The following is a 25,597-nucleotide window of genomic DNA, read 5'->3' as shown; positions in this document are numbered from 1 at the left end:
GTTGCTAAAATCTTTTATTGTTTCATGTTCCTCCAAGTTAATTTTTTTATATTTTTTGTCTTTTTATTAGGGTTTACAGCAGTTCCCTTACTTGCCTTTCTGTTTAATTAGACGCGAAATGTTGCTAAAAAGTTCCCTCGCTTTGTACGTTTTGTATATAAATTTTAAAAAAATTTTCAAACTCCCACATTTACGGCTGTTTTTTTCGCGGAACAGAAAAATTTTTTGTTTGAAATTTATCATTGTTTGTGCTATAATAAATAAGGTATATATTCATATGTTTATCACTATGAATGATAAATAAATAATTTATTCTTTTAAGGAGGATAAAAATGGCTAAAAAAATGAAAACCATGGACGGTAACTGCGCCGCTGCACATTGCGCCTATGCATTTACAGAAGTCGCAGCTATCTATCCCATCACACCATCGTCTACAATGGCAGAATATGTAGACCAGTGGAGTGCGAACGGACTCAAGAACATCTTCGGCGAAACGGTTGAAGTTGTTGAAATGCAGTCTGAAGCAGGCGCTGCAGGCGCTGTTCACGGCTCCCTTCAGGGTGGTGCTCTGACAACTACGTTCACTGCATCACAGGGACTTTTATTGATGATTCCGAATATGTATAAGATTGCGGGCGAATTGCTCCCCACCGTGTTCCACGTAAGCGCCCGCGCACTTGCCGCTCACGCGCTGAACATTTTCGGCGACCATCAGGACGTTATGGCCTGCCGCCAGACCGGCTTTGCAATGCTGGCTTCCGGCAGCGTTCAGGAAACAATGGATTTAGGCGGCGTTGCTCACTTAGCTTCCATTAAGGGCAGAGTTCCGTTCCTCCACTTCTTCGACGGATTCAGAACATCTCACGAAATCCAGAAAATTGAAGTGATGGACTATGAAGACTTAAAAAGCTTAGTTGACTGGGATGCTTTAAAGGCATTTAAAGACAACGCACTGAACCCGGAACACCCGGTTCTCCGCGGTACCGCACAGAACTCAGATATTTACTTCCAGGGCAGAGAAGCCTCCAACACCTTCTACGAGAAAATTCCGGACATTGTTGCCGACTACATGAAGGAAATTACAAAGATTACAGGAAGAGAATATAAGCCGTTTAACTACTACGGTGCACCGGACGCAACAAAGGTGATTGTCGCAATGGGTTCTGTTTGTGAAGCAATTGAAGAAACCGTTGACTACTTAAACGCAAGAGGCGAAAAGGTGGGCGTTGTGAAGGTTCATCTTTACAGACCGTTCTCTTCCAAATATTTCTTCGACGTTCTGCCGAAAACCGTTCAGAAAATTGCAGTTCTGGACAGAACAAAAGAGCCCGGCTCTTTGGGCGAACCGCTCTACTTAGACATCTGCAACCTGTTCACAGGCAAAAAAGACGCACCTGAAATTTTAGGCGGACGTTACGGTTTGGGTTCAAAAGACACCACACCCACACAGATTGCCGCAGTGTTTGCAAACTTAGATGCTGCAAAGCCGATTAACGGCTTCACCATCGGCATTGTGGATGACGTTACAAACCTTTCACTGCCCCTGGGAGAAAAAATCAACGCTGCTCCCGAAGGCGCAACACGCTGCAAATTCTGGGGCTTCGGTTCCGACGGTACGGTTGGTGCGAACAAAGACGCCATCAAAATCATCGGCGACCATACAGACCTTTACGCACAGGCATATTTCGATTACGACTCGAAAAAATCCGGCGGCGTAACCATGTCCCACCTGCGGTTTGGTAAAAAGCCCATCAAATCTACATACCTGCTGGACGAAGCAGACTATATCGCCTGCCACAAACCGGCTTATATTTATCAGTATGACGTGCTGGAGGGCCTGAAAAAGGGCGGCACCTTCCTCTTAAACTGCGTTTGGTCCCCTGAGGAATTGGATGAAAAGCTTCCGGGCCACATGAAGAGATATATTGCTGAAAACGACATTCACTTCTATATTATAAACGCTGTAGACATTGCTTCCTCCATTGGTCTGGGCGGAAGAATTAACATGGTAACACAGTCTGCGTTCTTTAAGCTTGCAAACGTTATTCCGATTGAGGAAGCCGTTCCGCTGTTAAAAGACGCAATTAAAAAGACCTATGGCAAAAAGGGCGACAAGATTGTTGCCATGAACTGCGAAGCAGTTGACAAGGCGTTAACCGCCATTGTAAAAATTGACGTTCCCGCTTCCTGGAAAGACGCAAAAGACGAAGCGAAAGAAGCCGACGCAAACGTTCCCGATTTCATTAAGAACATTGTTGAGCCGGTGAACGCACAGCAGGGCAACAAGCTTCCTGTCAGCACATTTGTGGGTATGGAAGACGGTACGTTTATGCAGGGTACGTCAAAATATGAAAAACGTACGGTTGCTGTCAGCGTTCCGGAATGGAACATTGATAAATGTATCCAGTGTAACATGTGCTCTCTAGTTTGTCCCCACGCGGCAATCCGCCCGACGCTGATGACGGAGGAAGAGGCTGCGAACGCTCCTGAATCCTTCCACGCAAAAGATGCAACCGGTCCGCAGCTGAAAGGTCTTAAGTTCCGCGTTCAGGTTTCCCCGAGAGACTGCCTGGGATGCGGCGTTTGCCCGAACACCTGCCCGGTAGGCGCACTCACCATGGTTCCTGTTGATAAGGCTGTTGAAGACGAAGCACACAACTGGGAATTTGCCATGACAGTTCCTGTAAAGGACGATTTAATGAACAAGGGCACCGTGAAAGGTTCGCAGTTCTGCCAGCCCATGCTGGAGTTCTCCGGCGCTTGCGCTGGCTGCGGCGAAACACCTTACATCAAGCTCATCACCCAGCTTTTCGGCGACAGAATGATGATTGCAAACGCAACCGGATGTACGTCAATCTGGGGTGGTTCCGCACCTTCTATGCCGTATGCAACAAATGCAGAGGGCAAAGGCCCGGCTTGGGCAAACTCGCTGTTTGAAGACAACGCAGAGTATGGCTTGGGTATGGCAATTGCCGTTAGAAAAATCAGAGCTACATTAAAGGCTAAAATGGAAGAAGCCATTGAAGCAGGCGTTGACGGCAAGCTTGCCGATGCATTTAAGACATGGATTGAAGGTATGAACGATGCAGACGCATCGAAAGCCGCTGCAAAAGAAATTGAAGCGCTGATAAAAGACGCAGACATGTCTGTTCCCGGCGTGAAAGACATTGCCGACAGAACTGATTTCTTAGTAAAACGTTCCAACTGGGCCTTCGGCGGCGACGGCTGGGCATATGACATTGGTTACGGCGGTTTAGACCACGTAATTGCTTCCGGTGAAGATATCAACATCTTTGTTGTAGACACCGAAGTTTACTCCAACACAGGCGGCCAGTCTTCCAAAGCCACACCGACGGCAGCAGTTGCAAAATTTGCGGCTTCCGGTAAGAAAGTGAAAAAGAAAGACTTGGGCATGATTGCCACAACCTATGGCTATGTATATGTTGCACAGATTGCCCTGGGCGCAAACCCGGCACAGACCATTAAGGCTATTAAAGAAGCGGAAGCTTATCCGGGCCCATCTTTGGTTATTGCATATGCACCGTGTATCAACCACGGAATTAAGTCTAAGGGTAACATGGCAAACTCCATCGCCGAAGAGAAAAAGGCGGTTGAAACCGGTTACTGGCACTTGTGGAGATTTAATCCTGAGCTGAAAGAAGAGGGCAAAAATCCGTTTGTTCTTGACTCGAAAGAGCCCAAGGGCACCGTTCGTGAATTCATGGAGGGTGAAAACAGATACCTCATGCTCAAGCAGGCATATCCTGATGTTGCAGAGGAACTCTTCACAAAAGCTGAAAAAGACTTGCTGGAAAGATACGAAACCTACAAAAAAATGGCTGAATAAACAGACATATGGAAAGCCCCGCGTAAATTACGCGGGGCTTTTTTGTTTTTCTACTGCATGGAAAACATCATTCTGTCGTTGGTAAGCTGCTTTTTCCGCTCAGCCGAGAATAGCTCAACCAATCCCTCCGGCGTCATGCTGGCGCGTTCCTCGCCTTTGATGTCTAAAATAATCTGCCCTTCGTCCATCATAATGGTGCGGTTGCCGCAGGAAAGGGCATAATTCATGTCGTGAGTAATCATCATGGTGGTTATTTTATTTTTCGTAACAATCTCCGTTGTAATTTTTAAAACCTTTTTGGCGGTTGCAGGATCTAAGGCCGCCGTGTGCTCATCCAACAGCAAAAGCTTTGGCCCGGCAATGGTAGACATCAAAAGCGATACCGCCTGGCGCTGCCCGCCGGAAAGCAGGCCAATCTGGGTTTTCATACGGTTCTCCAACCCTAAATCCAGCGTTGCCAGCAATTCTTTGAAATAGGCGCTGTCGTGCTTATTCACCGCAAAGAACGAGCGTTTCGCTTTTCTGGTGTAAGCCAGGGACAAGTTTTCTTCAATGGTCATGTGGGGACTGGTGCCGCGCATGGGATCCTGATAAATACAGCCAATGTCTAACGCGCGCTTATAATCCTTTTTAAACGTAATGTCCTCGCCGTCTAAAAAAATGTTTCCCTCCTCCACCGGATATGCTCCCAAAATAGCGTTGAACATGGTGGACTTTCCTGCGCCGTTGGAGCCCAAAATGGTGACAAAGTCGCCGGGGGCAACGTTTAGGTTTAAATTTTCAAGGGCTACTTTTTCGTTAACCGTCCCTTTAAAAAATATTTTCTTGATATTGTTTAACACCAGCATGTCGTTCATTGCACGTTCCTCCTCTGGGATTTCATCCTTGCGTTGCCAATTGCCTTTTTCGCTGTGGGAATTGCAATGGAAAGCGCAACAATCACTGCAGAAATGAGCTTTAAGGCATAGGATGGGAAAATTTCAAACCGCAGGGCAAGAGCAATGATAATACGGTAAACCGCTGAACCCACACACGCCGAGAGAATTCCAACGCCTACGCCGCGCCGGCCGCAGATAGACTCGCCGATGATGATGGACGCCAGGCCGATTACGACCATGCCGGTGCCATATCCCACATCGGAAAACATTTGATACTGGCAGATTAAGGACCCGGAAAGCCCAACGCAGGCATTTGCAATTACAATTCCCAAACATTTTGAAACGTCTGCATTAATTGAAGACGAGCGCACCATTTCCTCATTGTCTCCGGTGGCGCGGATTGCCATGCCCGGGCGGGTTTTAAAAAACACCGCCAAAATCGCTGCCACCGCGGCAATGATAAGGGCCGATAAAATCAGCTTATCAATCTCATCATTTAAGGGCGAAGCTTTGCAAACCCAGGTAAAAACAGTTTCTTGCCCCACTAAGGAAAGGTTCGACTTTTCACCCATAATAAACATGTTAATGCTGTAAAGTCCCGTCATAGTAATAATGCCTGCCAAAATCGGCGGCACCTTCACCTTAGTTAAAAGCAAGCCGGTAATCAGCCCCGCCAGTCCGCCGGCCGCGGTGCCTGCCAAAATTCCTAAAACCGGATTGTTTGCCGCAATGGTCACCACCGCCGCCGTTGCCATGCCTGTGACAAAGCTTCCGTCAACAGTCAGGTCGGCAATGTCTAAAATGCGGAACGTAACAAACACCCCCATTGCCATGGCGGCGTATAAAAGCCCCAGCTGAAGGGATCCAATGATTTGAATGAACATAATTTTTCCTCCAAAACAACAAAAGTCTGCCACAGGCAGACTTTAAACAACACTGATATAAATTATTTCTAGGCTATCAAATCTCATCTCATCTGCGCTATGCTCAATCTTTATCATAGCACGAAGCGGCAGAATTGTCAAGATGAAATTATTCTCCCTTAACCTTCAGCAGTAAGCTTGTCGAGCACCAGAGAATATCCGCCAGAACCATAGTGGAGGCACCGGTTAATCCGCGCAATGGTCGCGCTGGAAGCTCCCGTTTCCTCTTCAATTTCCGTAAACGTTTTCCCCTGCTTTAGCAGCCTAGCCACAGAAAGCCGCTGGGCCATGGCCGACAGCTCCCGCACTGTGCACAAATCGCTGAACAGCTGCTTGCATTCTTCCCTGTTTTTCAGCGACAGCATCACATCATACAAAAAATTTAATTCCTCTTCGCTTAAATGCTCCATTACAACACCGAGCCCCTCTGGGAAGCAAAGCTTGCAATAAACTCCCGGGTACGCGCGTTTCTCGGCTCCTCAAAAATCTGTTTCGGCGTTCCCTCTTCTGCAATTACGCCGTTATCCATAAAAATAATCCGGTCTGAAATATTTTTTGCAAAATACATTTCGTGGGTCACAATAATCATGGTCATGCCATCGTCTGCCAACGATTTGATTACCTTTAACACCTCATTGGTAATTTCAGGGTCTAAGGCAGACGTAGGCTCGTCAAACAGCATAATTTCAGGGTTTAACGCCAGCGCCCGGCAGATGGCTACCCGCTGCTGCTGTCCGCCGGACAGCTCACATGGATAGTTGTCATATTTTGCCGACAGGCCTGCCCTGTCCATTAACGACTTTGCCTTTTGCTCAATTTCTTCATAAATGGCCTTTTTGTTTTCTTTAAAATCAGGACGCTCCTTTGCCAAAAGCTTCGGCGCAAGCACCACGTTTTCTAAGGCGCTGTATTGCGGAAACAGGTGAAAGGACTGAAAGACAAACCCAAACTTAAGCTGCTTTTTCCGGATTTCATCATTTGACATGCGCTTTTTTTCCGCCCCGTCAAAAATAACCTCGCCGTTTAAAACAATCTGGCCTTTATCTGCCTTTTCCAAAAAGTTGATGCACCGCAAAAGTGTGGTTTTTCCGCTTCCCGACGAGCCAATCACCGACACAACCTCGCCCGGCTCCATGGAAAAGGAAACGTCCTTTAAAACTTCGGTTTTGTCAAAGCTTTTCATTAAATTTTTAATTTCTAAAATTGCCATAGCCAAACATTCCTCCGACTTTTAACCCTTGTAATAATCCAGTTTCTTTTCCAGCTTGCCAAACAAAATGGTGAGCAGGCCGCAGAACAGCAAATAAAATGCGCCTGTGTAAAACAGGGGCCACAAAAGGCCTGCCGACTTTATGTAAACCTGTGCCGACCAGATAATTTCATACACCGCAATAATTCTTGCTAAAGAGGTGTCCTTCACTAGGGTAATAATTTCGTTGCTCATGGGCGGTACAATCCGCTTGATTACCTGAAACAGCACCACGCGGAAAAAAATCTGCGGTTTTGTCATGCCCAAAACCTGGCCCGCTTCATACTGGCCCTTCGCAATCGACTCAATTCCGCCCCGGTAAATCTCAGAAAAATAACAGGCATAGTTGATAACGAACGCAATCATAACCGCCACGAATCGGTCGAAAACCTTCCATGAGGCAATGAACTCCACCAAAAAATTGGAGTAGTCCAAACCCTGAGCCCAGTTTCCAATCATGCCCGGGCCGTAATAAATCACAATAAGCTGAAGCATCAGCGGCGTGCCGCGAATGATCCAAACAAAGGTTTTAACAAGCCATTTAATGGGCCTGATTTTGCTCATGGAACCAAAGCTGATAATGAGTCCCAGCGGCAGCGCAAAAACAAGCGTTAAAAAAAAGATTTTAAACGTCGTGGAAAATCCCTCTAAAAGGGACATGGTAACCGTTAAAAACATAAGTTTATTCCCTCATTTTAAAAAATGATAAAAGCAGAGCAGACAAAACACTGTCTGCTCTGCAAATTCTGTAACTGCTTATTTTGCAAGCGTCAGCTCATATTTTGAAGCCAAAGCTTCCAATGTACCGTCTGCCTTCATTTCAGCCATCAGCTCGTTTACTTTCTTCGCAGCATCTGAGCCTTTTCTAAAGCCGATAACATATTCTTCTGTTGTCAGGGCAATGCCGCCTTTTAAGTTTGCATAGCTTGTGCCTTCTCCTGTCATTGCATTTGCCATAGTAATGTCGATTACGCAGGCATCGGAGGAACCGGAAGCAACTTCCATTAAAGCGTCGGTCTGTGTTCCAACAGCTGTATAAGCCGCGTCAAGCCCAGCTTCTTTAATTGCCTTCTCGCCGGCAGAGCCAGCTTCTGCAACAAATTTCAGTTCTTTCATGCTGTCAGCATCTTGAAACGAATCAACCTTGTCCTTTGCCATTACAACAACCTGTGAATTTTCAACATATGCGTCTGTGCATTCCATTGCTTTCTCAACTTCTTCTGTCAGTGTCATGCCGTTCCATACGCAGTCGATTGACTTCGCGTCCAGCTCCAGGGCTTTGTTATCCCAGTCAATTTCAATAAATTCCGGCTCAACGCCAAGCTTTTCACAAACAGCCTTTGCAAATTCAGCGTCAAACCCGGTCCACTCGCCGTTAGCGTCTCTATAGTCCATAGGCTCATAATCGGTAATACCAATAATCATTTTGCCCTTATCTGTGATATAGCTAAGGTCAGATTCTCCAGAGGGAGCAGAAGACGCTGGCGCGTTTGCCGGTTTTGACCCACAGCCGGCAAATAAGGCACCTGCCATAAGTACTGATAACGTAAGTGCTGCTAATTTTTTTAATTTCATTTTACATTCTCCTTGCATAAATTTAATCTCAACACCTATTACTTTACCACTTTAGCGCAATAAAGTCAAGAGTAATTTAAAAAAAGACATCAATTTTGACTTATTGCACAAATTTAACATATATTTAGCCCATCATTTTATTCAATTTCTATAACACTTGACGAATGAAATAAAATTTGATATAGTTATAATATAGGAAAGGGGCGCGAATTGTGGGAGAGAGCAAACGCTTTGCAAAAAATATGGCCGCCAAAGCTTTCAGTCTGGGATTAAACCTGCTGATAAGCTTTTTTCTTACGCCCTACATCATTCAGCATGTGGGCAGCGAGGCATATGGCTTCGTAGGCCTGGCCAACGATTTTGTAGACTGCGCAAGAATTGCCACGGTGGCCCTGAACTCCATGGCCCTGCGGTTTATTGCCATCAGTCTGCACAAGGGGGACGAAGAAAAAGCGAACCAATACTTTTCCTCTGTTATGATTGTCAATTTTCTCATGTGCCTGATTTTGCTCCTGCCCTTTGGCGGTGTTGTTATTTTTCTGGACAAGCTATTGCACATCTCGAAAGAGATTTTAACAGACGTGCGGCTGCTGTGGTCTTTTGTGTTCATCAACTTTTTAATCAGCGTTCAAAGCTCCTCTTTTTCTGTTGCCCTGTTTGCGAAAAACAGAATTGACAAAGAATCCTTTCGCAGTGCGGAATCTGTTGGGTTAAGGGCGCTGTTTTTGGTGGCGTGCTACGCACTCTTTCCGCCAAAAGTCTATTATGTCGGCGTTTCTTATTGTATTTTAACGCTATATGTGTTCATCACCAATTTTTATTATACAAAAAAATATCTTCCAAATCTTACGGTTTCAAAAAAATATTTTGACAAAGGCGCAGTAAAAACCCTGTTTGCCTCGGGAAGCTGGAACTGCCTGACAAAAATTGCAACTATTTTATCCACCGGATTAGACCTGGTGCTGGTGAATCTGTTTGTAGGAAAGTCGGAAATGGGCGTGGTGTCTGTTTCCAAAGCCATGCCCAACACATGTTTTTCTGTTTTTGTTATTCTATCCAGCGTATTTTTACCGCGAATTACGGAAGAATATGCAAAGGGCGATATGAAAAAAATTGCAGAAAACGGTGTTTTCTCCATTAAACTGCTTGGAATTCTCGCCGCAATTCCCATTGTCATTCTGGGGGTTTTCGGCGACGCATTTTACAGGCTCTGGACGCCCACGGAAGACGCAAACCTGTTGTGGCTTCTTTCCGCTGTCGCCGGCGCGGCGTTTGTATTTTCCCTTTCCACGCAAAATCTTTGGAATGTCTTCACCGTAACCAACCGCGTAAAAACTTCTGCTCTGGGGCTTTTCATTACTGCTGCCCTTTCCATTATCACCGTTTTCATCTCTATGGCTGTGGTGCAGGATAGGACCACCCGCATGTTCATCATTGTGGGAACGAGCGTGCTGTATAATGTGTTAATGTCTGTGTTCTTCCTGCCCCAAGCTGCGGCAAAGTGTTTAAAGCTTGCAAAGAGCACATTTTATAAACCAATTTTTAAAACTGTGTTGCTGATTGTTACCATGACGGTTTTGTTTTTCGCCATAAAACAACTGTTTTACATAACCGGCTGGATGAATTTTATTATCATGTTCCTCGCTGTATCCATTGTATCGGTGTTTTTGGGAATATTTCTTGTGCTAAACAAAGGGGAACGCCGGTGGCTGATAAATATTTTAACCAGACACAGATAAAGTGGTGAAAAAATGAAACTGTTAAAGGATTTTTATTTGCAGACGGCGCTGACTGCCGCACCTGCGCTGTTGGGAAAGGTGCTATATCATCAAACAGAAGAGGGCCGCGTGACGTTCGGGCGCATTACAGAAACTGAAGCCTATTTCGGAGAATCTGATACGGCTTGCCACGCCAGGAGCGGCAGAACCAAACGGACAAACGTCCTGTATGAAGAAGGCGGCATCGCCTATATTTACTTGTGCTACGGCATCCATAATCTTTTAAACGTGGTTACAGGACCGCGTGATTTCCCCCAGGCGGTTTTAATTCGCGCCGTTGAAGGCTTTAACGGGCCGGGCAGGCTTACAAGGGCAATGAAAATCGACCATTCGCTGAATGGTGTAAGCTTCTTAAGCTCAAACCGCATTTGGATTGAAGACGACGGCGCAAAGCCGAAGTTCAAAGCAACAAAACGCATTGGAATAGATTATGCCACGGCGGAATACCGAAACAAGCTGTGGCGGTTTGTTATAAAATAAACGCTTTGGAGGGAGCAATGAACATTTTAAACCCAAAAGTTCCATTGGCTTTACAAGAGCTTGCAGATTTTGCGTCTGCCGCAGCAAGCTGCATGACAGAGGAATCCCCGATCACCGGAATTTATGTGGCGGATCAAACAGAGAATGAACAAGACTTTTTTAAATTAGAGGTTAGCGGCGCCGTTTTTGAACGTTGTACCTTTGAACGCTGCATCTTTGAGAAGACAAGCTTTTACGACTGCAAATTTCAAAACTGTAATTTTTCAAACAGCAATTTGCAAGACGCCTATTTCGAACGCTGCCAGTTTCAGTTCTGCAAATGCATTGGCACCAACTTTCACGGTTCTGTTTTAAAGCATGTTGCAGCTTTACAGTCTAACATTCAGTTTGCAGATTTTGGCGGCACGAAGCTGACCAACGTTTTGTTTCGCGAAACAGACCTAACGGAAAGCTCTTTTGCCGAATCCAGTTTAAAACAGACGGAATTTCAAAATTCCAGGCTGATTAAAATAAATTTTTTTAAAACGCCCCTTGCAGGAGTTGACTTTGCAAAAAATGAGTTTGCCGGGCCGGTTTTATCAAGCCCTCCTTTTGAGCTGCAAGGCGCAAAGGTAAACGCGGCGCAGGCGGTAGATTTGGCGCGGCTGTTAGGCGTCATTGTGGAAGATTTATAAAAAGGAGAGAGTTAACATGCGAAAAAGCCAACGGGAAATTCAATCATTTGAAGAAATTACAGACGTTTTAAACCGGTGCGACACCATTCGATTAGGGCTTTTCGGGCAGGAATACCCCTATGTTGTTCCGCTGTCCTTCGGGTATGAAACGGCGAACGGAAAAATTGTCATTTACATACACGGCGCACAGGAGGGGAAAAAGCATGACCTGATTGCACAAAGCAATAAGGTCTGTGTGGAAGCAGACATTTGCCACGGCTTTGCTGAAACAGAGCGAAGCGTTACCACCGTCTACGAGAGCATCATTGGCTATGGCACGGCGGAAAAGGTTTATGGAGACGAAATGATGCACGGGCTCAGGCTTCTTCTTGCTCACTGTGGCTATGAAGGATTTCCTTTTGACCAGTCTGTCACAAACATTTTAACGGTGTATAAAATCACGTTGGATTCCGTAACAGGCAAACGAAGAACGGTTTAAAAATTTTATAATGAACAAAGGCGAACCGTATTATCGGAATTAATTCCGATAATACGGTTCGCCTTTTCATATATTTAATAGTCTGGCAAAATAATAAAATAAATTTATTGTCAAAATAATAATCGTATAATAATGAAAACATTTTTTATATTTCCCATAACATGTATTCCATATCTGTCCTACAAACGCAATGGCAATCGGAAGCGCCATTACATTATACGTGGCATATGCACGGATATCACCCTTTAATAAAGATAATAACGCGCGTGTCATCTTGCAGGTTGGGCAGGGAATTGCAGTAATTTTATAAAAAATACATGGAAACTGAAACCATATGCATAAGCCCATTAATAACAAGATTAATAAACATTGTTTTAATGCTGGCAGGACAACGGTAATATTCTTTTTATTAAATAAGTGACATAACATTATTAAAATTTAAATCTTTTACTTTTTTTGAAATAGAAAACCAGTCTACAATTGTCAAAATTCCACAAACACCAAGCGTTAATAATTTTAAAATTCCCATGCCGGTATCCCCAATCATAAATCTGTCAATCCCAAGGCTCCCTAAAAATATGGATACAAGAAGGATGGTGGTAGGGTCTTTAAAATCAATGGTGGAAATCAATGAAAATTTTTCTTCATCCATTGTTCTTAATTTGTCTTTTAAATACATAATTTTTTCTGCAGGAAAAAATTTCTGATTGGTCATAATAAACATATCGACTTTTTGTTGATCCATAATATACACCTCATTCATCATTTGACATTTAGTGAATGTCATTATCTATATCATATCATGTTAAGATATTTTTGTCAAGCACTAAATGTCAAAAGGAGGCAGTTTATGTTTAAAAATAAATCATCAAAGGGAAAAAATAACATTTGCGGCGAAAAAATATACGTATTACGAAAGCAGCATACCCCAAAAATGTCACAGCGAATTCTTGCCGAATGTTTGCAGATGAAAGGGATTGATGTAGATAAAAACGCTGTTCAGAGGATTGAAAGCGGAGAGCGGTTTGTAACGGACATTGAACTGAAGGCGCTTGCTGAAACCTTCAAAACCTCATGTGACGAGTTGCTGGAAGAATAAAATGCCGCTCCCAAACAGATGTTATCGTATCACAATAGGAAACAGCAACAAAAAAGGCTATGCACACATTGCATAGCCTTTTATCGTTCAAAACTGCATTTTTTGTTTTTATTTTTTCAATTCAATATAGTCCGTTGTTCTGCAAAGACCGTTTGCGTCTTTCACTTCAAAATAAATGCCAACCGCATCGTCCGGCACAGTATAAGTAATATTGCCATCTGCTGTCTGCGTTATATTTACAGACGTCCAAGCTGTTGTGCCCGGCTTGCCAATTCCATTCCCATATACAATCCCAGTAGTATTATACCACAGTTTTACCGACGTGATGGAAATCGGCGACTCATATGAGAAGCTTGCCGCACGGCCGTTCATGGTAAGCTTGCTGACAGTCGGCAGGGCCGTACCGTCCTTGAGCATGTAGTCGGCATATGCGAACAGCTCAGGAATATCTCCAGTCGATCCCGAACCATGCTGCTGTGAGTGGGACCCATTGTTGTTCTTGATACATAGCTGTGACAGCGTTTCATATGAGCACTGTGATGTGGCGTGCAGCGAGAAGAACGTGTCGTTGGAACCGTTAATCCAGAATACCGGCATACCGGCTTTCACTGTGTTTGCAAAGGTGTATTTCCCGTCGTAAATGCTGTCCGGATGGATAGAACCAGTAGAGAGCGTTAAGTTGCCGCACCCATAAACAGGCATTGCAAATTTAAACCGTGTGTCCTCGCCAATGCCGCGGCTGGAGATAATGCCGCCCCAAGATATGCCTGTAATTCCCGTTTCGCCCTTTTTCACTTCAGGCAGGGAGTTGATTAAGTTATATGCAAGGGAAATATCAGACGTTGCATGCACCATGAAATGGTCTGCCTTGTCGCCGGTTAAAACAGATGTGCTGATATCCGACCTTCTGGGGCCTGCGTAATAGTCCACCGGTGTAACCCCGTCCGCAAGCTTATGATCATAGTCGGAGCTTGGCTCTCTCCAATAGAAGGAGATCGCCGCATAGCCCTTGCTGCACCAAAGCTCAACCCAATCTTTATAGGCGTGGCCGGCAGCACCGTGAACAAGCACCATAGATGGCACAGGGTTCGTCTCTGACGCACCGGCAGGAACGCCAACATACGCAAATACTTCAGACTCAGAGCCATGATATGGCATTCCGTAAAATAATACTGCCTTAATTTCGGATCCTTTCGAATCTGTGTAAGAAAGCTGTGGGATTTCGCGGTAACGAACCGGCTTTGCTTTGGCATCTGTGAAATCGACTAAATAACCGGTTAACGATGTTGTACAGGACGCAAGCCCCTGGGCAAATTTATCTGCAACAAGCTTTGCACCGCGTTCATTCAAAATAGCAGTGTCGCCCGCAGAAAGCAGCGCCTCTACCTTTGCCGACAACCCTTTAAACTGTGTATAATGGGTTTTGGCCGCCGGTGAAATATAATATAAATCATAGGGCTGATATCCCAATTCCGGGTTGCTAAACTGTTTTTTCACCAGACCATTCACATCAACACAAACCGCATGTGTTTTTTCTGCAACCGATTGAATGGCTTCGCTGTAAACTGTCAGATTACTGTTCTCATCAGCGGTTCCCGCTGTGGGAACAGGTGTTGTAAAGATTACTTCGGCACCTTTTGTCTCTGCATCTGACTGTAAAGTTTCAAGCGCCGTTTCCATTTCAATCACCGGCGTGTTGCTCATTGCATCTTCATATCCAAGTGCAGCCACAACATAGTCGCCCTCTGCAAGTTCTGCTTTTACAGCATCCCATTTCTCGGAGGAAATAAAGCTTGCAGCAGTTGCGCCTTCTGCAGAATGATCATACACTGTAATGTTACTGTTAAATATTTCATCTAAAAAATAGCTCCAGCCCTGAACCGGGAAACTGTCCTCTTCGGCATGTGTCATGCCGCGGCTGTCGCCAATAAAATGCACTGCAGCCGGCTCGTTTCCTGCAACAGACACCGTTGCCAGGTCTCCATATGGCAGCGCACGTGCATAATCGCTCCACACAAATATTTTTACCTTTGCGGCATTTTCGGGAATACTAATTTGTGCATCTTCAGAGGATACTCCGTTTGCAATCATACCGGATTGAACCGATTCGGTGGAGATAAGTGCTCCCGCTTCGCTGTAAGCCGCGGCAATAATCACATACGGCTTGTCTGCCAAACCAAAATAGTTTTCCATTTCAACCGCAATGTCTACCGTTGAAAAGTTATACTTCGCCGAAACCGTAGCGCTGATAATTTCGCTTTCCACGGATGCCGAGGTAATGGACTTATCAACATTTTTACCGTTCATGTTCAGTCTTGCCGTATACTGCGATGCATCTCCCTGAAATTTAAACGAAAATGCGTAAGAACCGTCTTCTGCAATCGTCTGCTGGCCGATATAGCCAATGGAGGATTGCGACACAGAGTCCTCTCCGTTTTTAAAAAGCACAAGCGTCACTTCTTCGCCGGCATTGTTTGCCGACAACTTCCCTCTGACAACTACCTTTTGGGTTGCCTCCCACTGGTTGGCTTCAACTTCCTCAGCAGATACCACACTGCATAAGGAAAAAATCATCAACAAGGAAAGCAACAAACACAACATAGATTTTGATTTCTTCATTTTCTCGTCTCCTTTTGTATCTAAGAATAAATCATTATTTATCTTACATCATTTAACGATTTTGCTTCTAAATGGTAAATCGGTTTCCAAGAAACATTTTTCGTGAACAGTGCTACAATTGTAATCGGGATATACGTCAGCATAAAAAACGGGAATGTAAACGTATATAAAATCTTTTTCCGCATTGGAGCAAAAATTTTTGTCCACTCGCTGATGGTTGTAACCGCGCCAATTCCCAAAAGCATAAAATAGGAGTTAACAAAGGTTTCCAAAAGCGAACGTAGAATTACGTCAACATTCAGTCTAAAAATCAGGCCCAGCGTAATAAATACCACATAAACCGCGAATGCCAAAACTGTTAGAATAAGCGGAATCATTGTTGCAACAGCTAAGTCAAAGCATGCAAAGCCCTTGCCGGTAAAAATACCTTTTACCATTTTGAAAAAATATTTCTGCGTAACCTGCATGGAACCCTTTGTCCAACGCATTCGCTGACGCCAAGACTGTTTGAACTTCACCGGCTGTTCATCATAAAGAACTGCTTTGTCGCAATAGGAAATACATTCGCCCTCCAATACATGGTGCAGGGTAAATTCAATGTCTTCTGTTAATAAGAAAAACTTCCAGCCCCCAACCTTTTCCAAAACCTCACGGTGCACTAAAAAACCCGTACCAGAGATGGCACAGCTGGTATTCAAAAGTGTGCGAGGGTGGTTTAAAAATCTGGACTCGCGCAGATACCACAAAGAGCATCCGGCTGAAACCCAGCTGGTTCCATAATTTTTTGTGTTGCGGTAACTAGTGATGATGCGTTTTCCATTGGAAAACATTTTGTTCATTTCTTCAATATAGCGTTCATCTAAAAGATTATCCGCATCAAAAACAAAATAACCTGCATAGTCATTGTCGGGATAATCCTCACGGATTTTGGCCAATGCAAAATCAAGGGCATAGCCTTTCCCCACCAACTCTTTGTTATCCCGCTGATAAACGCAGAAAGCTCCGGCCTCCAGTGCGGCTTTCGCCGTGTTGTCCGTGCAGTTGTCGGCAATTACAAAAATGTCAATCATGTCAGACGGGTAGGTTTGTCCCTTAATACTGGCAATTAAATGCGGAATAACCTTTTCTTCGTTGCGGGCAGGAATCAGAACAGCATAATGATACATTTTCTTTGTCTTAAGCTTTCTGCCGCCTTTCATAAAGGGGACAAAGATGTAAATGAACTGATATCCAACGCATAAAATAAAAATTACCGCAAAAATATAGTTAATATAAGGAACGATTTCTAAATTTAAATTCATGATAAATAATTTCTCCTGTTTAGAATAACACACAACTTATCATTATTATAATACTATATTCATCGGTGTTTGTCAATGGATTGTATTACATATTAAAATAAAAAATAAGCCGACCTTAATTGTCAGGCCGACTTATTAAAAGCTTAATATTAGTTTTTTTAATTATTTGTTGATATCTGCAAAGTCAACGGTTTTGTCTGTGTGAGCAATAGTTAATACAACTGCACCAAGATCACTTGCTGTAATAGTACCGTTTGCGTCAAAGTCAGCAGCTTCTTTATATCCTGCCTGACCTGTGGACTTCGCAATACCTAAAACAACATCACCAATATCACTTCCTGTAACAGAACCATTTCCATCAACGTCACCTGCTTCTAATTCAAATGAACCGAGTTCAAAAGATTCTGAAATTACAACGTTTGTTATTGTATATTTCAAATAACCAACACGTGAAACAATTACATCATATGTTCCAGGAGCTACATTTACAGTAAATACGTCCTCTATTGTTTCTGCGGAAACAATAGATTCTGTTGTGCCTGGCTGGCAGAAGCTAACTGTAGCTGTTGCCGCTTTGTTTTGTGTTTTTATTGTACCAGTAATTGGAACTTCCGATACTGCAATTTGCTCAATTATACCAGCATCGACTGCACTGTCCCGGGCCTCGCTGCCAACTTTTACAGTGTAATCACCTGCCGTTGGTAAAACTTTTGGCATGTAGCTGTCAAAAGAATATGCTCCAGAAGCATCTGCCGTGGTCTGGTCAATGTACTGAATGCTGTCAACTGTAATTTCCCCGTTTTCGTTAGGAGCATAAGCAATCATGGTCATCATTTTGTCTTTAAAATCATCATGCTTACCGGATGTTGTCCATGTTTTAGCATTTTCCCCATCCCTTACTGTGTCTGCTTCAGGTGCTGCAGCAAACGCAGGTACTGCTACCATAGCCGACATAGCTGCGGCTAAAATAAAGCTAATCATTTTTTTCATTTTCGTTTTCCCCTTTCATTTTTAAATAAATAAATTTATATTTTTACTTTAATAATGAACCAGTTAGTTTTTCAAATGGGAATATGCCTCATCGCCAAGCCATTTCAGTGCTAGAAGTGTCTGTGTCATAAGCTCCTGAGAAAGGCTGTCCGTATCGTCCCACGGATTGTTCAGCGGCGCTACGACAACAACGCCGGTGGTGCCATTCCAGTAAACCGCTTTTTCCAAAGCCTCTGATACAAACCGGATAGGAACAAACGTTCTGTCCTCCCGAATAACCGGAACAGTATCCATTGCCTTGGTTTCACCGTTGATTTGATAATCCCTGTTATCAAGCTGCATCGTAATTTTTGTATCCTCAAGTGCAATTTCAATTGTCCTTGTTTCAGGAATCCATTCAACATCTGCGCCGAAAGTTTCGCTGATAAATCTTAAGGGAACCATTGTTCTGTCATTCTCTATATATGGTACCACATTCTTATTATCTTTGTCAACCCATTTTATTATGCCTTCAACGGAGACAGCATAATTGTTTACCTGCAATACCACTGTTCCCTTACGTCTTTCCCTTTTAAGTTCTTCCGGTGTAGCTACATGATTCGTGTCCGGGACATCAGGATAATAATTTGAACTACTCTGTTCCTTGCTTTCTTCAGGATAAATAAATTCAAATGTAAAGGATAGGTCTCGGCCATCATAAACAATGGCATCCTTTCCATTTCCCGTTACCGGATTATCTGCTAATGCAAATCCAAAATTATTTCCTTCCCCAACTTTTTTAAATCGAAACTCATACAAAACACAACCATTTTCATCTACATGTATCAAACGGTCTTCTGTATCGACCTTTATATAAGAAATAATACCAAAGACACCGATTGCATTTGAAACTGTCGTTTTGACCTGGGTTAGTTCTTGATTAGTTCCTTCTACTTTAGCTGGATTACAAACAGCAAACTCATTAAAATCATCTGTTGGATTTCCTTCAGCATCAACTGCCTTAATTACATCCTTATTAAAATTAAACGAAAACTGCAACGATACAAACTTTAAATTATGTAAAGACAGCTTTGCTGTAAAAATACCGTTTTCATCCGGTTCGCCGATTGTGAACTTCACTTTTGCTTCGTTTTTCACTTCGTCCGCTGCCGGTGCAATGTCTTGTGTGTCCTCCGCCAAAACTGTTATGCAGGATGCTGTAACCAGCATTGTAGCCGCCATGCACACGGAAAGAGCTTTCTTTAGTAAGTTTGTCATACGTCTCCTCCTTTACAACAAACCAAAATTGTAAAATAAACATCCTTTTGTTTATAACTACATCTATTTTAACATAACTTTCACAAAAAATCTACTGTTTTTTGAAAAAAAATTATTAAATTTTATATCTGTAACAATCTGCCAAAAAGAAAACATATAATTTGTGCAAAATTACAACGTTTATTTATGAAACAACGAATTTTTTTATTTTTTTCTATAGACAAACCCTTATTAAATATATTATAATAAGGTATGTAGTTTTTTGCATTAAGAAATTACAAAAAGCAGAGTAGGAACTGACGCGTTAAGTGGCAGGCGAACGGGAAGTTGTCGCCCGCACGAAAAGCAATTTTGTTTTGCTTGCGGTGTCTTTTCCGCATTCCGCTGCTGCAATATAAAAATTTTGGCGTTTCGCCTCTTTTTTTGCAGCGAAAAATTTTATGTGAAAAGGAGGTTCAGCCAAATGAAAAAGCATTTTACGGTAAGCACTTTGGCAGGTGCAGCTGCGCTGGTTGCGTTAAACATTGTCATTACGCGGTTTTTGTCAGTTACAGTCGGGCCCGTGCGCATTGGATTTGGATTTCTTCCCATTGCCTTTGGCTCCATGCTGTATGGCCCGGTTGTTGGCACCATCAGTGCCTTGGTTGCAGACGTTTTGGGCGCGGTAATCCAGGGCGCCGGCTATTGGCCCGGGTTTGGGCTTTCCGCCGCGCTTTACGGCCTTACCTACGGGCTGTTTCTGTACGGTCGGAAAAAAAGCTGCAAAAACATTGCGGCATGTGTCATTCTGCAGGCAATTGTAATTGACGCATTTCTAGGCGCGCTGTGGTATTATATTTATACCAGTATGACGTTCCCGGTTGCACTGACCGGCCGAAGCATTAATGCGCTTGTGATGATTCCGGTAAAAATTGTTATGATTCAATATCTGTGGAAATATGTCGGCGCAAGAGTTGAAAAAATTAGAAATTAACATTGGGTGAAACGAATGATTTATTTGGACAATGCGGCCACCACGCGGCCCTTTGACGAAGTGATACACGAAACAGAAGCAATAAACAAGGAATTTTTTGCCAATCCCTCCTCCATGCACACCGCAGGATACCTTGCCGAAAAGAAAATTAACGCGGCGGCCAAAACCGCTATGGAAGCTGTCGGTGCAAAGGACGGCACCTTTTTGTTCACTTCGGGAGGGACCGAGAGCAACAACTTAGCCTTTTTCGGAACGCTTCAAAACGCCATAAAGCGCAGACCGCACATCATCACCACAAAGATTGAACACCCGTCGGTTTTAGAGCCGATTCGCTTTCTGGAGGGGCTGGGTGCGGAAGTCACCTACATCGGAACGGACGAAAACGGTTTTGTTCATCCAGACGAGGTAGCCAGCGCCATTCGGGAAAACACAAAACTCGTTTCCGTTATGTATGTAAATAATGAAACCGGAGCAGTTCAGCCAATTTCAGAAATTGCAAAAAAAATAAAACAAGCAAACTCTGACATTCTTTTTCATGCGGACTGTGTGCAGGCCATGGGCAACGCGGATATCGACGTCGGCAGGCTCGGCGTGGACATGCTGTCTTTCAGCGGGCACAAAATTAACGGCCCCAAGGGCGTGGGTGGTTTTTATTGTTCCAAAAGAGTGCGTGTTAAGCCTATGATTTTAGGCGGACACCAGCAGATGGACTTGCGTTCCGGCACGCTGAACACCCCCGGTATTTGCGGTTTTGCAAAAGCACTGGAGCTGACGGTGCAGAACAGGAAAGAAAAACATGCGCACCTTGCCCGTTTAAAACACAGACTGATTGCGCAGCTTGCAGGCGATGCGGCGTTTTTTGTGAACAATGCAGAGGGAAACTATGCGCCCCATATCATCAGCCTCCGTGTGAACAATGTGCGGGCAGAGGTACTGCTGCACGCATTGGAGGCCCACGGGATATGCATTTCCGCCGGCTCCGCCTGCTCCTCTAACAGGCCGGCGCCGTCGCATGTTTTGGCGGCAATGGGGTATGATAAAAAAAGGATTGAAGAAACCATTCGGGTGAGCACAGGCGCATTCAGCACCGAGCAGGACATCGACACATTCTGCACCGTCTTGAAGGAAGAAGCGGCCGCCCTTTCCAAATTTACAAGAAATTAGGAGTTCGTTTCATGAAAATTTTAACAATCGGCGACGTGGTGGGCGACAGCGGAACAGCAGCCGTCTGTGAGCGTTTGGGCGAAATTAAGGAAAAATATGCGGCAGATTTTTGTGTTGTAAACGGAGAAAACGCCTGCAGCGCCAACGGTATTTCCAGAAGAAAGGCCGAAATGCTGCTTCACGCCGGGGCGGACGTTTTAACCCTGGGCAACCACACCTTTCGCCAAAAGGACGCGCCGGCACTTTTGCAGCACAACCAAAACATTATCCGGCCAATTAACTATCCCCCTGAAACTGTGGGGCGCGGCTTTTGCACGGTAGAAAAAAACGGTGTTCGGATTGGCGTTTTTAACGCGCTGGGCAGAATCTATTTAGAAAATGTGGACTGTCCGTTCAGAGCGCTGAACAAGGCGCTGTCGGAAATGAAAGCGGACATTAAAATTGTCGACTTTCATGCAGAGGCCACCAGCGAAAAGCGGGCCATGGGTTTTTATTTAGACGGGAAGGCCAGCGTAGTGTTCGGAACCCACACCCATGTGCAGACCTCTGACATTCAGGTGCTGCCAAGGGGTACGGGATATGTCACCGATATTGGCATGTCCGGCCCGCACCACTCCTGTTTGGGGGTAGACAAGGAAATTGTGATTGACCGGTTTGTTGGCTGCATACCCAGGCGGTTTGAGCTGGCGGACTCCCCTGCAAGAATTGACGGAGCGGTGTTTACCGTGGACGAAACCACCGGAAAATGCACGGGAGGCGAAATTTTTTCCGTTCTGCCGGGGGAAACGATATGACAAAACAGCAGCTTCGGGCGGAAAACCTGAAAAAGCGTGCGCTGATAGAAAACAAAGCGGCTTTCGATAAGGCCATTTGCCAAACGCTTTTTGCCCAGCCGTTTTACAAAAATGCAAAAACGGTGATGACCTATCTTTCCTACAACGGCGAGCCGGACACCTTGAACCTGGCTACCGTCATGCTTGCCGGGGGAAAAACCGTCTGCGCACCAGTGTGCCGGGGCGAAGGGCAAATGGACGCTTATTTGTTCCGCTCGTTTGCGGAGCTGAAGCCGTCAAAAATGGGCATTTTAGAGCCTTTTGGAACAGCGTTTGTGCCGCCGGAACAAATTGATTTAGTTCTTGTGCCCGGCTGCGGCTTTAACAGCCGCGGGCACAGGCTTGGCTACGGCGGGGGATATTACGACCGGTTTCTGCTCCGCACAGGCGCGGTTACCTGCGGGCTGTTTTATGGTCTGCTGAAAACAGACTTTCAAGAAGAACCTACAGATATTCCTCTTAACGTTATTATTACAGAAGAAGCATTGTATGCATTTTAAGGTACATAGAAAGGCGGCAAACGATAAATGGATTTGTTCTGCGAATATTTAGTGAAAAAGAAAAGCATGTCTGACAATTTAAAGCGTGCCGGACTGATTCTGGCCTGCGCAGCAGTGTGCTTTGCCATCATTTATTTCAGCCTGTTTGTAAAGCGGGCGTTTATTTCCGCCATGCCCATTTTAGTAGCGGCGGCGATTTACGGAACAGTTATTTTCGGGCGCAATTTTTCACTGGAATATGAATATATTTTTACCAACGGCGTTTTAGACATTGACGTAATTAAGGGCCGCGCCCGCCGGGCAAAGCTGATATCCGTGCCCTGCAGAAAAATTGAGTATATGGGCCCTGTGAAGGAAAAACGCGACTCGCAGAACAAGGTGGTTGACGCCGTTTATGACGAAAAACGCCCGGGAAAATATGTGGTTACGTTTTCAGACCGCGGCGAAAAAACAGACCTTTATTTTCAGCCGCCGGAAAAACTTCTTTTAAATATGAAAAAATATAATCCCAGAAACATTAATATTTAATACATACCGGACCGGCTTTTTCGTGTGCCGGTCCGGTTTATTATCCTTTTAGAATATGCAGGTGAAACCATGACGGCAGAAATTATTGCAGTGGGAACAGAGCTCCTGTTAGGAGACATTTTAAACACAAACGCCCAGTTTTTGTCAAAGGAACTGGCGCAGCTGGGAATTGGCGTATATGCGCAGACCGTGGTGGGCGACAACGCCGGGCGGTTAAAAGATGCGCTCAACGCCGCCCTGAAACGGGCAGACATCATGATTCTGTCCGGCGGATTGGGGCCGACTGACGACGATATTACCAAAGAAACAGCGGCTGAGGTTTTCGGACAAAATTTAATTTTTCATCAGGAAATTTATGATAAAATTTTGTCACGCATTTCAAAAAATGCACCAGAAACCAATAAAAAGCAGGCATATGTGCCGGAGGACGCGTATATTTTAACCAACGACAACGGAACCGCTCCCGGCATTGTAATGGAAAAAGACGAAAAAATGCTGATTTTGCTGCCCGGCCCGCCGGCGGAACTGGAGCCCATGTTTTTAAACTTTTGTCTGCCGGTGCTAAAACAAAAAACAAATTGTGTGATTGTTTCTGAAACCATTCGGCTGTTCGGCATTGGCGAGGCGCAGGTGGGTGAAACGGTGCGCGATTTGGCCGTCTGTGACAATCCCACCGTTGCCCCTTATGTGAAAAACGGCGACGTAACCCTGCGCATCACGGCCAGGGCGGAAAGCGAAGCGGCCTGCGCCGGGCTCATTGCGCCGGCGGCAGAGGAAATCCGCTCCCGGTTCGGCGATTTTGTCTACGGCACAGGCGAAACAGATTTAAAAACAAAAGTTGTGCAATATTTGATTGACAACCGCCTCACCGTTGCCACGGCGGAATCTTGCACGGCAGGTATGATTGCCGCCGCCATTGGCGACATTCCCGGCGTGTCGGACATTTTTTGCGAGGGGTTTGTAACCTACAGCAACGACGCGAAGGAAAAAAATCTGGGCGTGCCCGGTAAGATTTTAAAATCTTTCGGAGCCGTAAGCGCGGAAACCGCAAGGGCAATGGCAGAGGGCGTATGCAACAGAACCAATGCTAAAATCGGCATTTCCGCCACCGGAATTGCCGGCCCCGGCGGAGGAACAAAAGACAAACCCGTGGGGCTGGTTTACATTGGCGTTTGCGTAGACGGCGAAACCAGCGTAAGAAAATGCGAGCTGAAAGGAAACAGGGATCGCGTCCGTTTTATGACGGTGCTGAACGCCTTTGACGAACTGAGAAAAAGACTGAATATTTCGTCTTGACAAAGGAAAAAGAAACGGTTATAATGAATATCGAACAAATGTTCTTTAAGGAGGAATATCAATTGGCAAAAACAACGCAAAGCAAAGAAATTGGAATTTCAAAAGATAAGAAAGAAGCCATTGAAATGGCGCTTTTGCAAATTGAAAAAAGCTATGGCAAAGGCGCGGTGATGAAACTGGGCGACAAACAGCATTTAAATGTTGAGTCGCTGCCCACAGGGGCGTTAAGCTTAGACATTGCCTTAGGAATCGGCGGCCTGCCAAAGGGCAGAATTGTGGAGATTTACGGGCCGGAATCCTCCGGTAAAACCACCGTTGCGCTCCATGTGATTGCCGAGGCGCAGAAGCGGGGCGGCGAGGTGGCCTTTGTAGATGCGGAGCACGCGTTAGACCCGGTTTATGCACAAAAGCTGGGGGTGAATGTTGAAGACCTAATCGTTTCTCAGCCGGACACAGGAGAACAGGCTTTAGAAATTGCGGAAATGCTGGTGCGAAGCAACGCCATTGACGTTATTGTAATCGACTCAGTTGCCGCGCTGGTTCCGAAGTCGGAAATTGAAGGCGAAATGGGCGACTCCCACGTAGGCCTGCACGCGAGGCTTATGAGCCAGGCTCTCCGCAAGCTGGCAGGCGTAATCAACCGCACTAACACCATTGCGATTTTTATTAACCAGCTGCGCGAAAAAGTTGGTGTGGTCTACGGCAATCCCGAGGTGACCACCGGCGGACGGGCGCTGAAATTTTACGCCAGTGTTCGGCTCGACATCAGAAAACAAGAGCTTATAAAACAGGGCACAGAGGTGATCGGCGCCAGAACAAAGGCAAAGGTTGTGAAAAACAAGGTTGCCCCCCCGTTTAAGGAAGCGGAGTTCGACATTATGTATGGCGAGGGGATTTCCAAAGAGGGCTGTATCTTGGACATCGGCGTGGCCGCCGGCGTAATTTCCAAAAGCGGCACCTGGTATAATTACGGAGAGGACAGAATCGGCCAGGGCAGGGAAAATGCGAAAAAATATTTGCGGGATAACCCGGAGGTCCGGGATAAAGTTGAGTCTGAAATCCGCGATATTCTTTTTGATAATGACGAAACAGAATCAGATGAGGCAAAAGCAGACAGCGCCCCCATTGAGGAATAAAACAAAAGGAGATTGTTT

25 protein-coding genes and 1 riboswitch are annotated in these 25,597 nt (G+C 45.0%); of the genes, 13 read left to right on the top strand and 12 right to left on the bottom strand.

The annotated features are described in order from the left end of the window. Window positions 1-332: 332 nt before the first annotated feature. The gene (gene nifJ, locus H8698_RS10875) at window positions 333-3,848 is read left to right on the top strand and encodes a pyruvate:ferredoxin (flavodoxin) oxidoreductase (protein ID WP_249313508.1); all 3,516 of its coding nucleotides are present in this window, start codon (window positions 333-335) and stop codon (window positions 3,846-3,848) included. 50 nt (window positions 3,849-3,898) lie between these two features. Here nifJ and H8698_RS10870 read toward each other — a convergent pair whose 3' ends face one another. The 6 genes from H8698_RS10870 to H8698_RS10845 form a co-directional block, all read right to left on the bottom strand. Then, a complete protein-coding gene (locus tag H8698_RS10870; protein WP_177680194.1) occupies window positions 3,899-4,696 on the bottom strand; it encodes an ABC transporter ATP-binding protein in 798 nt (265 codons plus the stop codon). Window positions 4,697-4,701: 5 nt separating this feature from the next. Then, a complete protein-coding gene (locus H8698_RS10865; RefSeq protein WP_177680186.1) occupies window positions 4,702-5,610 on the bottom strand; it encodes an ABC transporter permease in 909 nt (302 codons plus the stop codon). Window positions 5,611-5,768: 158 nt separating this feature from the next. Beyond that, window positions 5,769-6,059 (bottom strand): YerC/YecD family TrpR-related protein, encoded by a 291-nt coding sequence (locus tag H8698_RS10860; RefSeq protein ID WP_249313507.1) that lies wholly within the window; start codon window positions 6,057-6,059, stop codon window positions 5,769-5,771. Beyond that, window positions 6,059-6,859, bottom strand: a complete 801-nt coding sequence (locus tag H8698_RS10855) for an amino acid ABC transporter ATP-binding protein (protein WP_283245458.1) — start codon at window positions 6,857-6,859, stop codon at window positions 6,059-6,061. The genes H8698_RS10860 and H8698_RS10855 overlap by 1 nt, the downstream gene beginning before the upstream one ends. Before the next feature lie 21 nt (window positions 6,860-6,880). Continuing rightward, the gene (locus H8698_RS10850) at window positions 6,881-7,576 is read right to left on the bottom strand and encodes an amino acid ABC transporter permease (protein ID WP_177680188.1); all 696 of its coding nucleotides are present in this window, start codon (window positions 7,574-7,576) and stop codon (window positions 6,881-6,883) included. A 78-nt stretch (window positions 7,577-7,654) separates the two neighbouring features. Then, window positions 7,655-8,473 (bottom strand): transporter substrate-binding domain-containing protein, encoded by an 819-nt coding sequence (locus tag H8698_RS10845; RefSeq protein WP_177680189.1) that lies wholly within the window; start codon window positions 8,471-8,473, stop codon window positions 7,655-7,657. A 212-nt stretch (window positions 8,474-8,685) separates the two neighbouring features. Here H8698_RS10845 and H8698_RS10840 point away from each other — a divergent pair, with 212 nt between their 5' ends. Genes H8698_RS10840 through H8698_RS10825 form a run of 4 tightly spaced genes read left to right on the top strand, consistent with a single transcriptional unit; the run spans window position 8,686 to window position 11,883 of the window. Further along, on the top strand, window positions 8,686-10,212 hold the full coding sequence (locus tag H8698_RS10840; protein WP_249313506.1) for a lipopolysaccharide biosynthesis protein: 1,527 nt from the start codon (window positions 8,686-8,688) through the stop codon (window positions 10,210-10,212). 12 nt (window positions 10,213-10,224) lie between these two features. Beyond that, entirely contained in the window at window positions 10,225-10,731 is a 507-nt protein-coding gene (locus H8698_RS10835) for a DNA-3-methyladenine glycosylase (RefSeq protein ID WP_249313505.1), read from the top strand. Between the two features lie 17 nt (window positions 10,732-10,748). Beyond that, entirely contained in the window at window positions 10,749-11,405 is a 657-nt protein-coding gene (locus H8698_RS10830; protein ID WP_249313504.1) for a pentapeptide repeat-containing protein, read from the top strand. 16 nt (window positions 11,406-11,421) lie between these two features. Beyond that, window positions 11,422-11,883 (top strand): pyridoxamine 5'-phosphate oxidase family protein, encoded by a 462-nt coding sequence (locus tag H8698_RS10825; protein WP_249313503.1) that lies wholly within the window; start codon window positions 11,422-11,424, stop codon window positions 11,881-11,883. 66 nt (window positions 11,884-11,949) lie between these two features. On the opposite strand, the gene H8698_RS13525 is transcribed toward H8698_RS10825, so the two are convergent. Both H8698_RS13525 and H8698_RS10820 read right to left on the bottom strand, forming a co-directional pair. Beyond that, a complete protein-coding gene (locus H8698_RS13525) occupies window positions 11,950-12,231 on the bottom strand; it encodes a DUF2752 domain-containing protein (RefSeq protein ID WP_430393579.1) in 282 nt (93 codons plus the stop codon). Window positions 12,232-12,292: 61 nt separating this feature from the next. Next, window positions 12,293-12,628, bottom strand: coding sequence for a TM2 domain-containing protein (locus tag H8698_RS10820; RefSeq protein WP_249313502.1), 336 nt, complete (start codon window positions 12,626-12,628; stop codon window positions 12,293-12,295). Between the two features lie 105 nt (window positions 12,629-12,733). Here H8698_RS10820 and H8698_RS10815 point away from each other — a divergent pair, with 105 nt between their 5' ends. Beyond that, complete coding sequence (locus H8698_RS10815; RefSeq protein ID WP_177679033.1) at window positions 12,734-12,982, top strand: helix-turn-helix domain-containing protein; 249 nt, start codon at window positions 12,734-12,736, stop codon at window positions 12,980-12,982. Between the two features lie 108 nt (window positions 12,983-13,090). Here H8698_RS10815 and H8698_RS10810 read toward each other — a convergent pair whose 3' ends face one another. From H8698_RS10810 to H8698_RS10795, 4 genes are all read right to left on the bottom strand, one after another. Continuing rightward, complete coding sequence (locus H8698_RS10810) at window positions 13,091-15,601, bottom strand: GDSL-type esterase/lipase family protein (protein ID WP_249313501.1); 2,511 nt, start codon at window positions 15,599-15,601, stop codon at window positions 13,091-13,093. Between the two features lie 38 nt (window positions 15,602-15,639). Beyond that, window positions 15,640-16,902, bottom strand: coding sequence for a glycosyltransferase family 2 protein (locus H8698_RS10805; RefSeq protein WP_249313500.1), 1,263 nt, complete (start codon window positions 16,900-16,902; stop codon window positions 15,640-15,642). A 162-nt stretch (window positions 16,903-17,064) separates the two neighbouring features. Beyond that, window positions 17,065-17,892, bottom strand: coding sequence for a dockerin type I domain-containing protein (locus H8698_RS10800; RefSeq protein ID WP_249313499.1), 828 nt, complete (start codon window positions 17,890-17,892; stop codon window positions 17,065-17,067). 63 nt (window positions 17,893-17,955) lie between these two features. Next, a complete protein-coding gene (locus H8698_RS10795) occupies window positions 17,956-19,149 on the bottom strand; it encodes a copper amine oxidase N-terminal domain-containing protein (RefSeq protein WP_249313498.1) in 1,194 nt (397 codons plus the stop codon). Between the two features lie 283 nt (window positions 19,150-19,432). Further along, window positions 19,433-19,538: riboswitch (THF riboswitch) on the top strand. Window positions 19,539-19,612: 74 nt separating this feature from the next. On the opposite strand from H8698_RS10795, the gene H8698_RS10790 reads away from it, so the two are divergent. From H8698_RS10790 to recA, 7 genes are all read left to right on the top strand, one after another. Continuing rightward, window positions 19,613-20,122, top strand: a complete 510-nt coding sequence (locus H8698_RS10790; RefSeq protein WP_249313497.1) for a folate family ECF transporter S component — start codon at window positions 19,613-19,615, stop codon at window positions 20,120-20,122. Between the two features lie 15 nt (window positions 20,123-20,137). Next, window positions 20,138-21,286 carry a cysteine desulfurase family protein gene (locus H8698_RS10785; protein WP_249313496.1) on the top strand — a complete coding sequence of 383 codons (1,149 nt, stop codon included), beginning with the start codon at window positions 20,138-20,140 and terminating at the stop codon, window positions 21,284-21,286. An 11-nt stretch (window positions 21,287-21,297) separates the two neighbouring features. Next, complete coding sequence (locus H8698_RS10780; RefSeq protein WP_249313495.1) at window positions 21,298-22,080, top strand: TIGR00282 family metallophosphoesterase; 783 nt, start codon at window positions 21,298-21,300, stop codon at window positions 22,078-22,080. After that, on the top strand, window positions 22,077-22,619 hold the full coding sequence (locus H8698_RS10775) for a 5-formyltetrahydrofolate cyclo-ligase (RefSeq protein WP_249313494.1): 543 nt from the start codon (window positions 22,077-22,079) through the stop codon (window positions 22,617-22,619). The genes H8698_RS10780 and H8698_RS10775 overlap by 4 nt, the downstream gene beginning before the upstream one ends. A 27-nt stretch (window positions 22,620-22,646) precedes the next feature. Beyond that, window positions 22,647-23,147 (top strand): DUF6106 family protein, encoded by a 501-nt coding sequence (locus H8698_RS10770; protein ID WP_249313493.1) that lies wholly within the window; start codon window positions 22,647-22,649, stop codon window positions 23,145-23,147. Window positions 23,148-23,216: 69 nt separating this feature from the next. Continuing rightward, entirely contained in the window at window positions 23,217-24,443 is a 1,227-nt protein-coding gene (locus tag H8698_RS10765) for a competence/damage-inducible protein A (protein ID WP_249313492.1), read from the top strand. A gap of 125 nt (window positions 24,444-24,568) precedes the next feature. Next, on the top strand, window positions 24,569-25,579 hold the full coding sequence (recA, locus tag H8698_RS10760) for a recombinase RecA (RefSeq protein ID WP_249313647.1): 1,011 nt from the start codon (window positions 24,569-24,571) through the stop codon (window positions 25,577-25,579). Window positions 25,580-25,597: the final 18 nt, after the last annotated feature.

The sequence above is a fragment of the Congzhengia minquanensis genome (genome assembly GCF_014384785.1).
GTDB lineage: Bacteria > Bacillota > Clostridia > UBA1381 > UBA9506 > Congzhengia > Congzhengia minquanensis.
This window is presented reverse-complemented; position numbering and strand designations above follow the sequence as displayed.

Excerpts from the sequence above, each read along its gene's own strand:
- H8698_RS10850 (WP_177680188.1), bottom strand. The coding sequence starts at position 7,576 with ATGTTTTTAACGGTTACCATGTCCCTTTTAGAGGGATTTTCCACGACG.
- H8698_RS10785 (WP_249313496.1), top strand. The coding sequence starts at position 20,138 with ATGATTTATTTGGACAATGCGGCCACCACGCGGCCCTTTGACGAAGTG.
- recA (WP_249313647.1), top strand. The coding sequence starts at position 24,569 with ATGGCGCTTTTGCAAATTGAAAAAAGCTATGGCAAAGGCGCGGTGATG.
- H8698_RS10765 (WP_249313492.1), top strand. The coding sequence starts at position 23,217 with ATGACGGCAGAAATTATTGCAGTGGGAACAGAGCTCCTGTTAGGAGAC.
- H8698_RS10845 (WP_177680189.1), bottom strand. The coding sequence starts at position 8,473 with ATGAAATTAAAAAAATTAGCAGCACTTACGTTATCAGTACTTATGGCA.
- H8698_RS10815 (WP_177679033.1), top strand. The coding sequence starts at position 12,734 with ATGTTTAAAAATAAATCATCAAAGGGAAAAAATAACATTTGCGGCGAA.
- H8698_RS13525 (WP_430393579.1), bottom strand. The coding sequence starts at position 12,231 with ATGGGCTTATGCATATGGTTTCAGTTTCCATGTATTTTTTATAAAATT.
- H8698_RS10860 (WP_249313507.1), bottom strand. The coding sequence starts at position 6,059 with ATGGAGCATTTAAGCGAAGAGGAATTAAATTTTTTGTATGATGTGATG.
- H8698_RS10855 (WP_283245458.1), bottom strand. The coding sequence starts at position 6,859 with ATGGCAATTTTAGAAATTAAAAATTTAATGAAAAGCTTTGACAAAACC.
- H8698_RS10830 (WP_249313504.1), top strand. The coding sequence starts at position 10,749 with ATGAACATTTTAAACCCAAAAGTTCCATTGGCTTTACAAGAGCTTGCA.
- H8698_RS10835 (WP_249313505.1), top strand. The coding sequence starts at position 10,225 with ATGAAACTGTTAAAGGATTTTTATTTGCAGACGGCGCTGACTGCCGCA.
- H8698_RS10800 (WP_249313499.1), bottom strand. The coding sequence starts at position 17,892 with ATGAAAAAAATGATTAGCTTTATTTTAGCCGCAGCTATGTCGGCTATG.
- H8698_RS10805 (WP_249313500.1), bottom strand. The coding sequence starts at position 16,902 with ATGAATTTAAATTTAGAAATCGTTCCTTATATTAACTATATTTTTGCG.
- H8698_RS10770 (WP_249313493.1), top strand. The coding sequence starts at position 22,647 with ATGGATTTGTTCTGCGAATATTTAGTGAAAAAGAAAAGCATGTCTGAC.
- H8698_RS10825 (WP_249313503.1), top strand. The coding sequence starts at position 11,422 with ATGCGAAAAAGCCAACGGGAAATTCAATCATTTGAAGAAATTACAGAC.
- H8698_RS10780 (WP_249313495.1), top strand. The coding sequence starts at position 21,298 with ATGAAAATTTTAACAATCGGCGACGTGGTGGGCGACAGCGGAACAGCA.
- H8698_RS10870 (WP_177680194.1), bottom strand. The coding sequence starts at position 4,696 with ATGCTGGTGTTAAACAATATCAAGAAAATATTTTTTAAAGGGACGGTT.
- nifJ (WP_249313508.1), top strand. The coding sequence starts at position 333 with ATGGCTAAAAAAATGAAAACCATGGACGGTAACTGCGCCGCTGCACAT.
- H8698_RS10820 (WP_249313502.1), bottom strand. The coding sequence starts at position 12,628 with ATGGATCAACAAAAAGTCGATATGTTTATTATGACCAATCAGAAATTT.
- H8698_RS10795 (WP_249313498.1), bottom strand. The coding sequence starts at position 19,149 with ATGACAAACTTACTAAAGAAAGCTCTTTCCGTGTGCATGGCGGCTACA.
- H8698_RS10865 (WP_177680186.1), bottom strand. The coding sequence starts at position 5,610 with ATGTTCATTCAAATCATTGGATCCCTTCAGCTGGGGCTTTTATACGCC.
- H8698_RS10775 (WP_249313494.1), top strand. The coding sequence starts at position 22,077 with ATGACAAAACAGCAGCTTCGGGCGGAAAACCTGAAAAAGCGTGCGCTG.
- H8698_RS10810 (WP_249313501.1), bottom strand. The coding sequence starts at position 15,601 with ATGAAGAAATCAAAATCTATGTTGTGTTTGTTGCTTTCCTTGTTGATG.
- H8698_RS10790 (WP_249313497.1), top strand. The coding sequence starts at position 19,613 with ATGAAAAAGCATTTTACGGTAAGCACTTTGGCAGGTGCAGCTGCGCTG.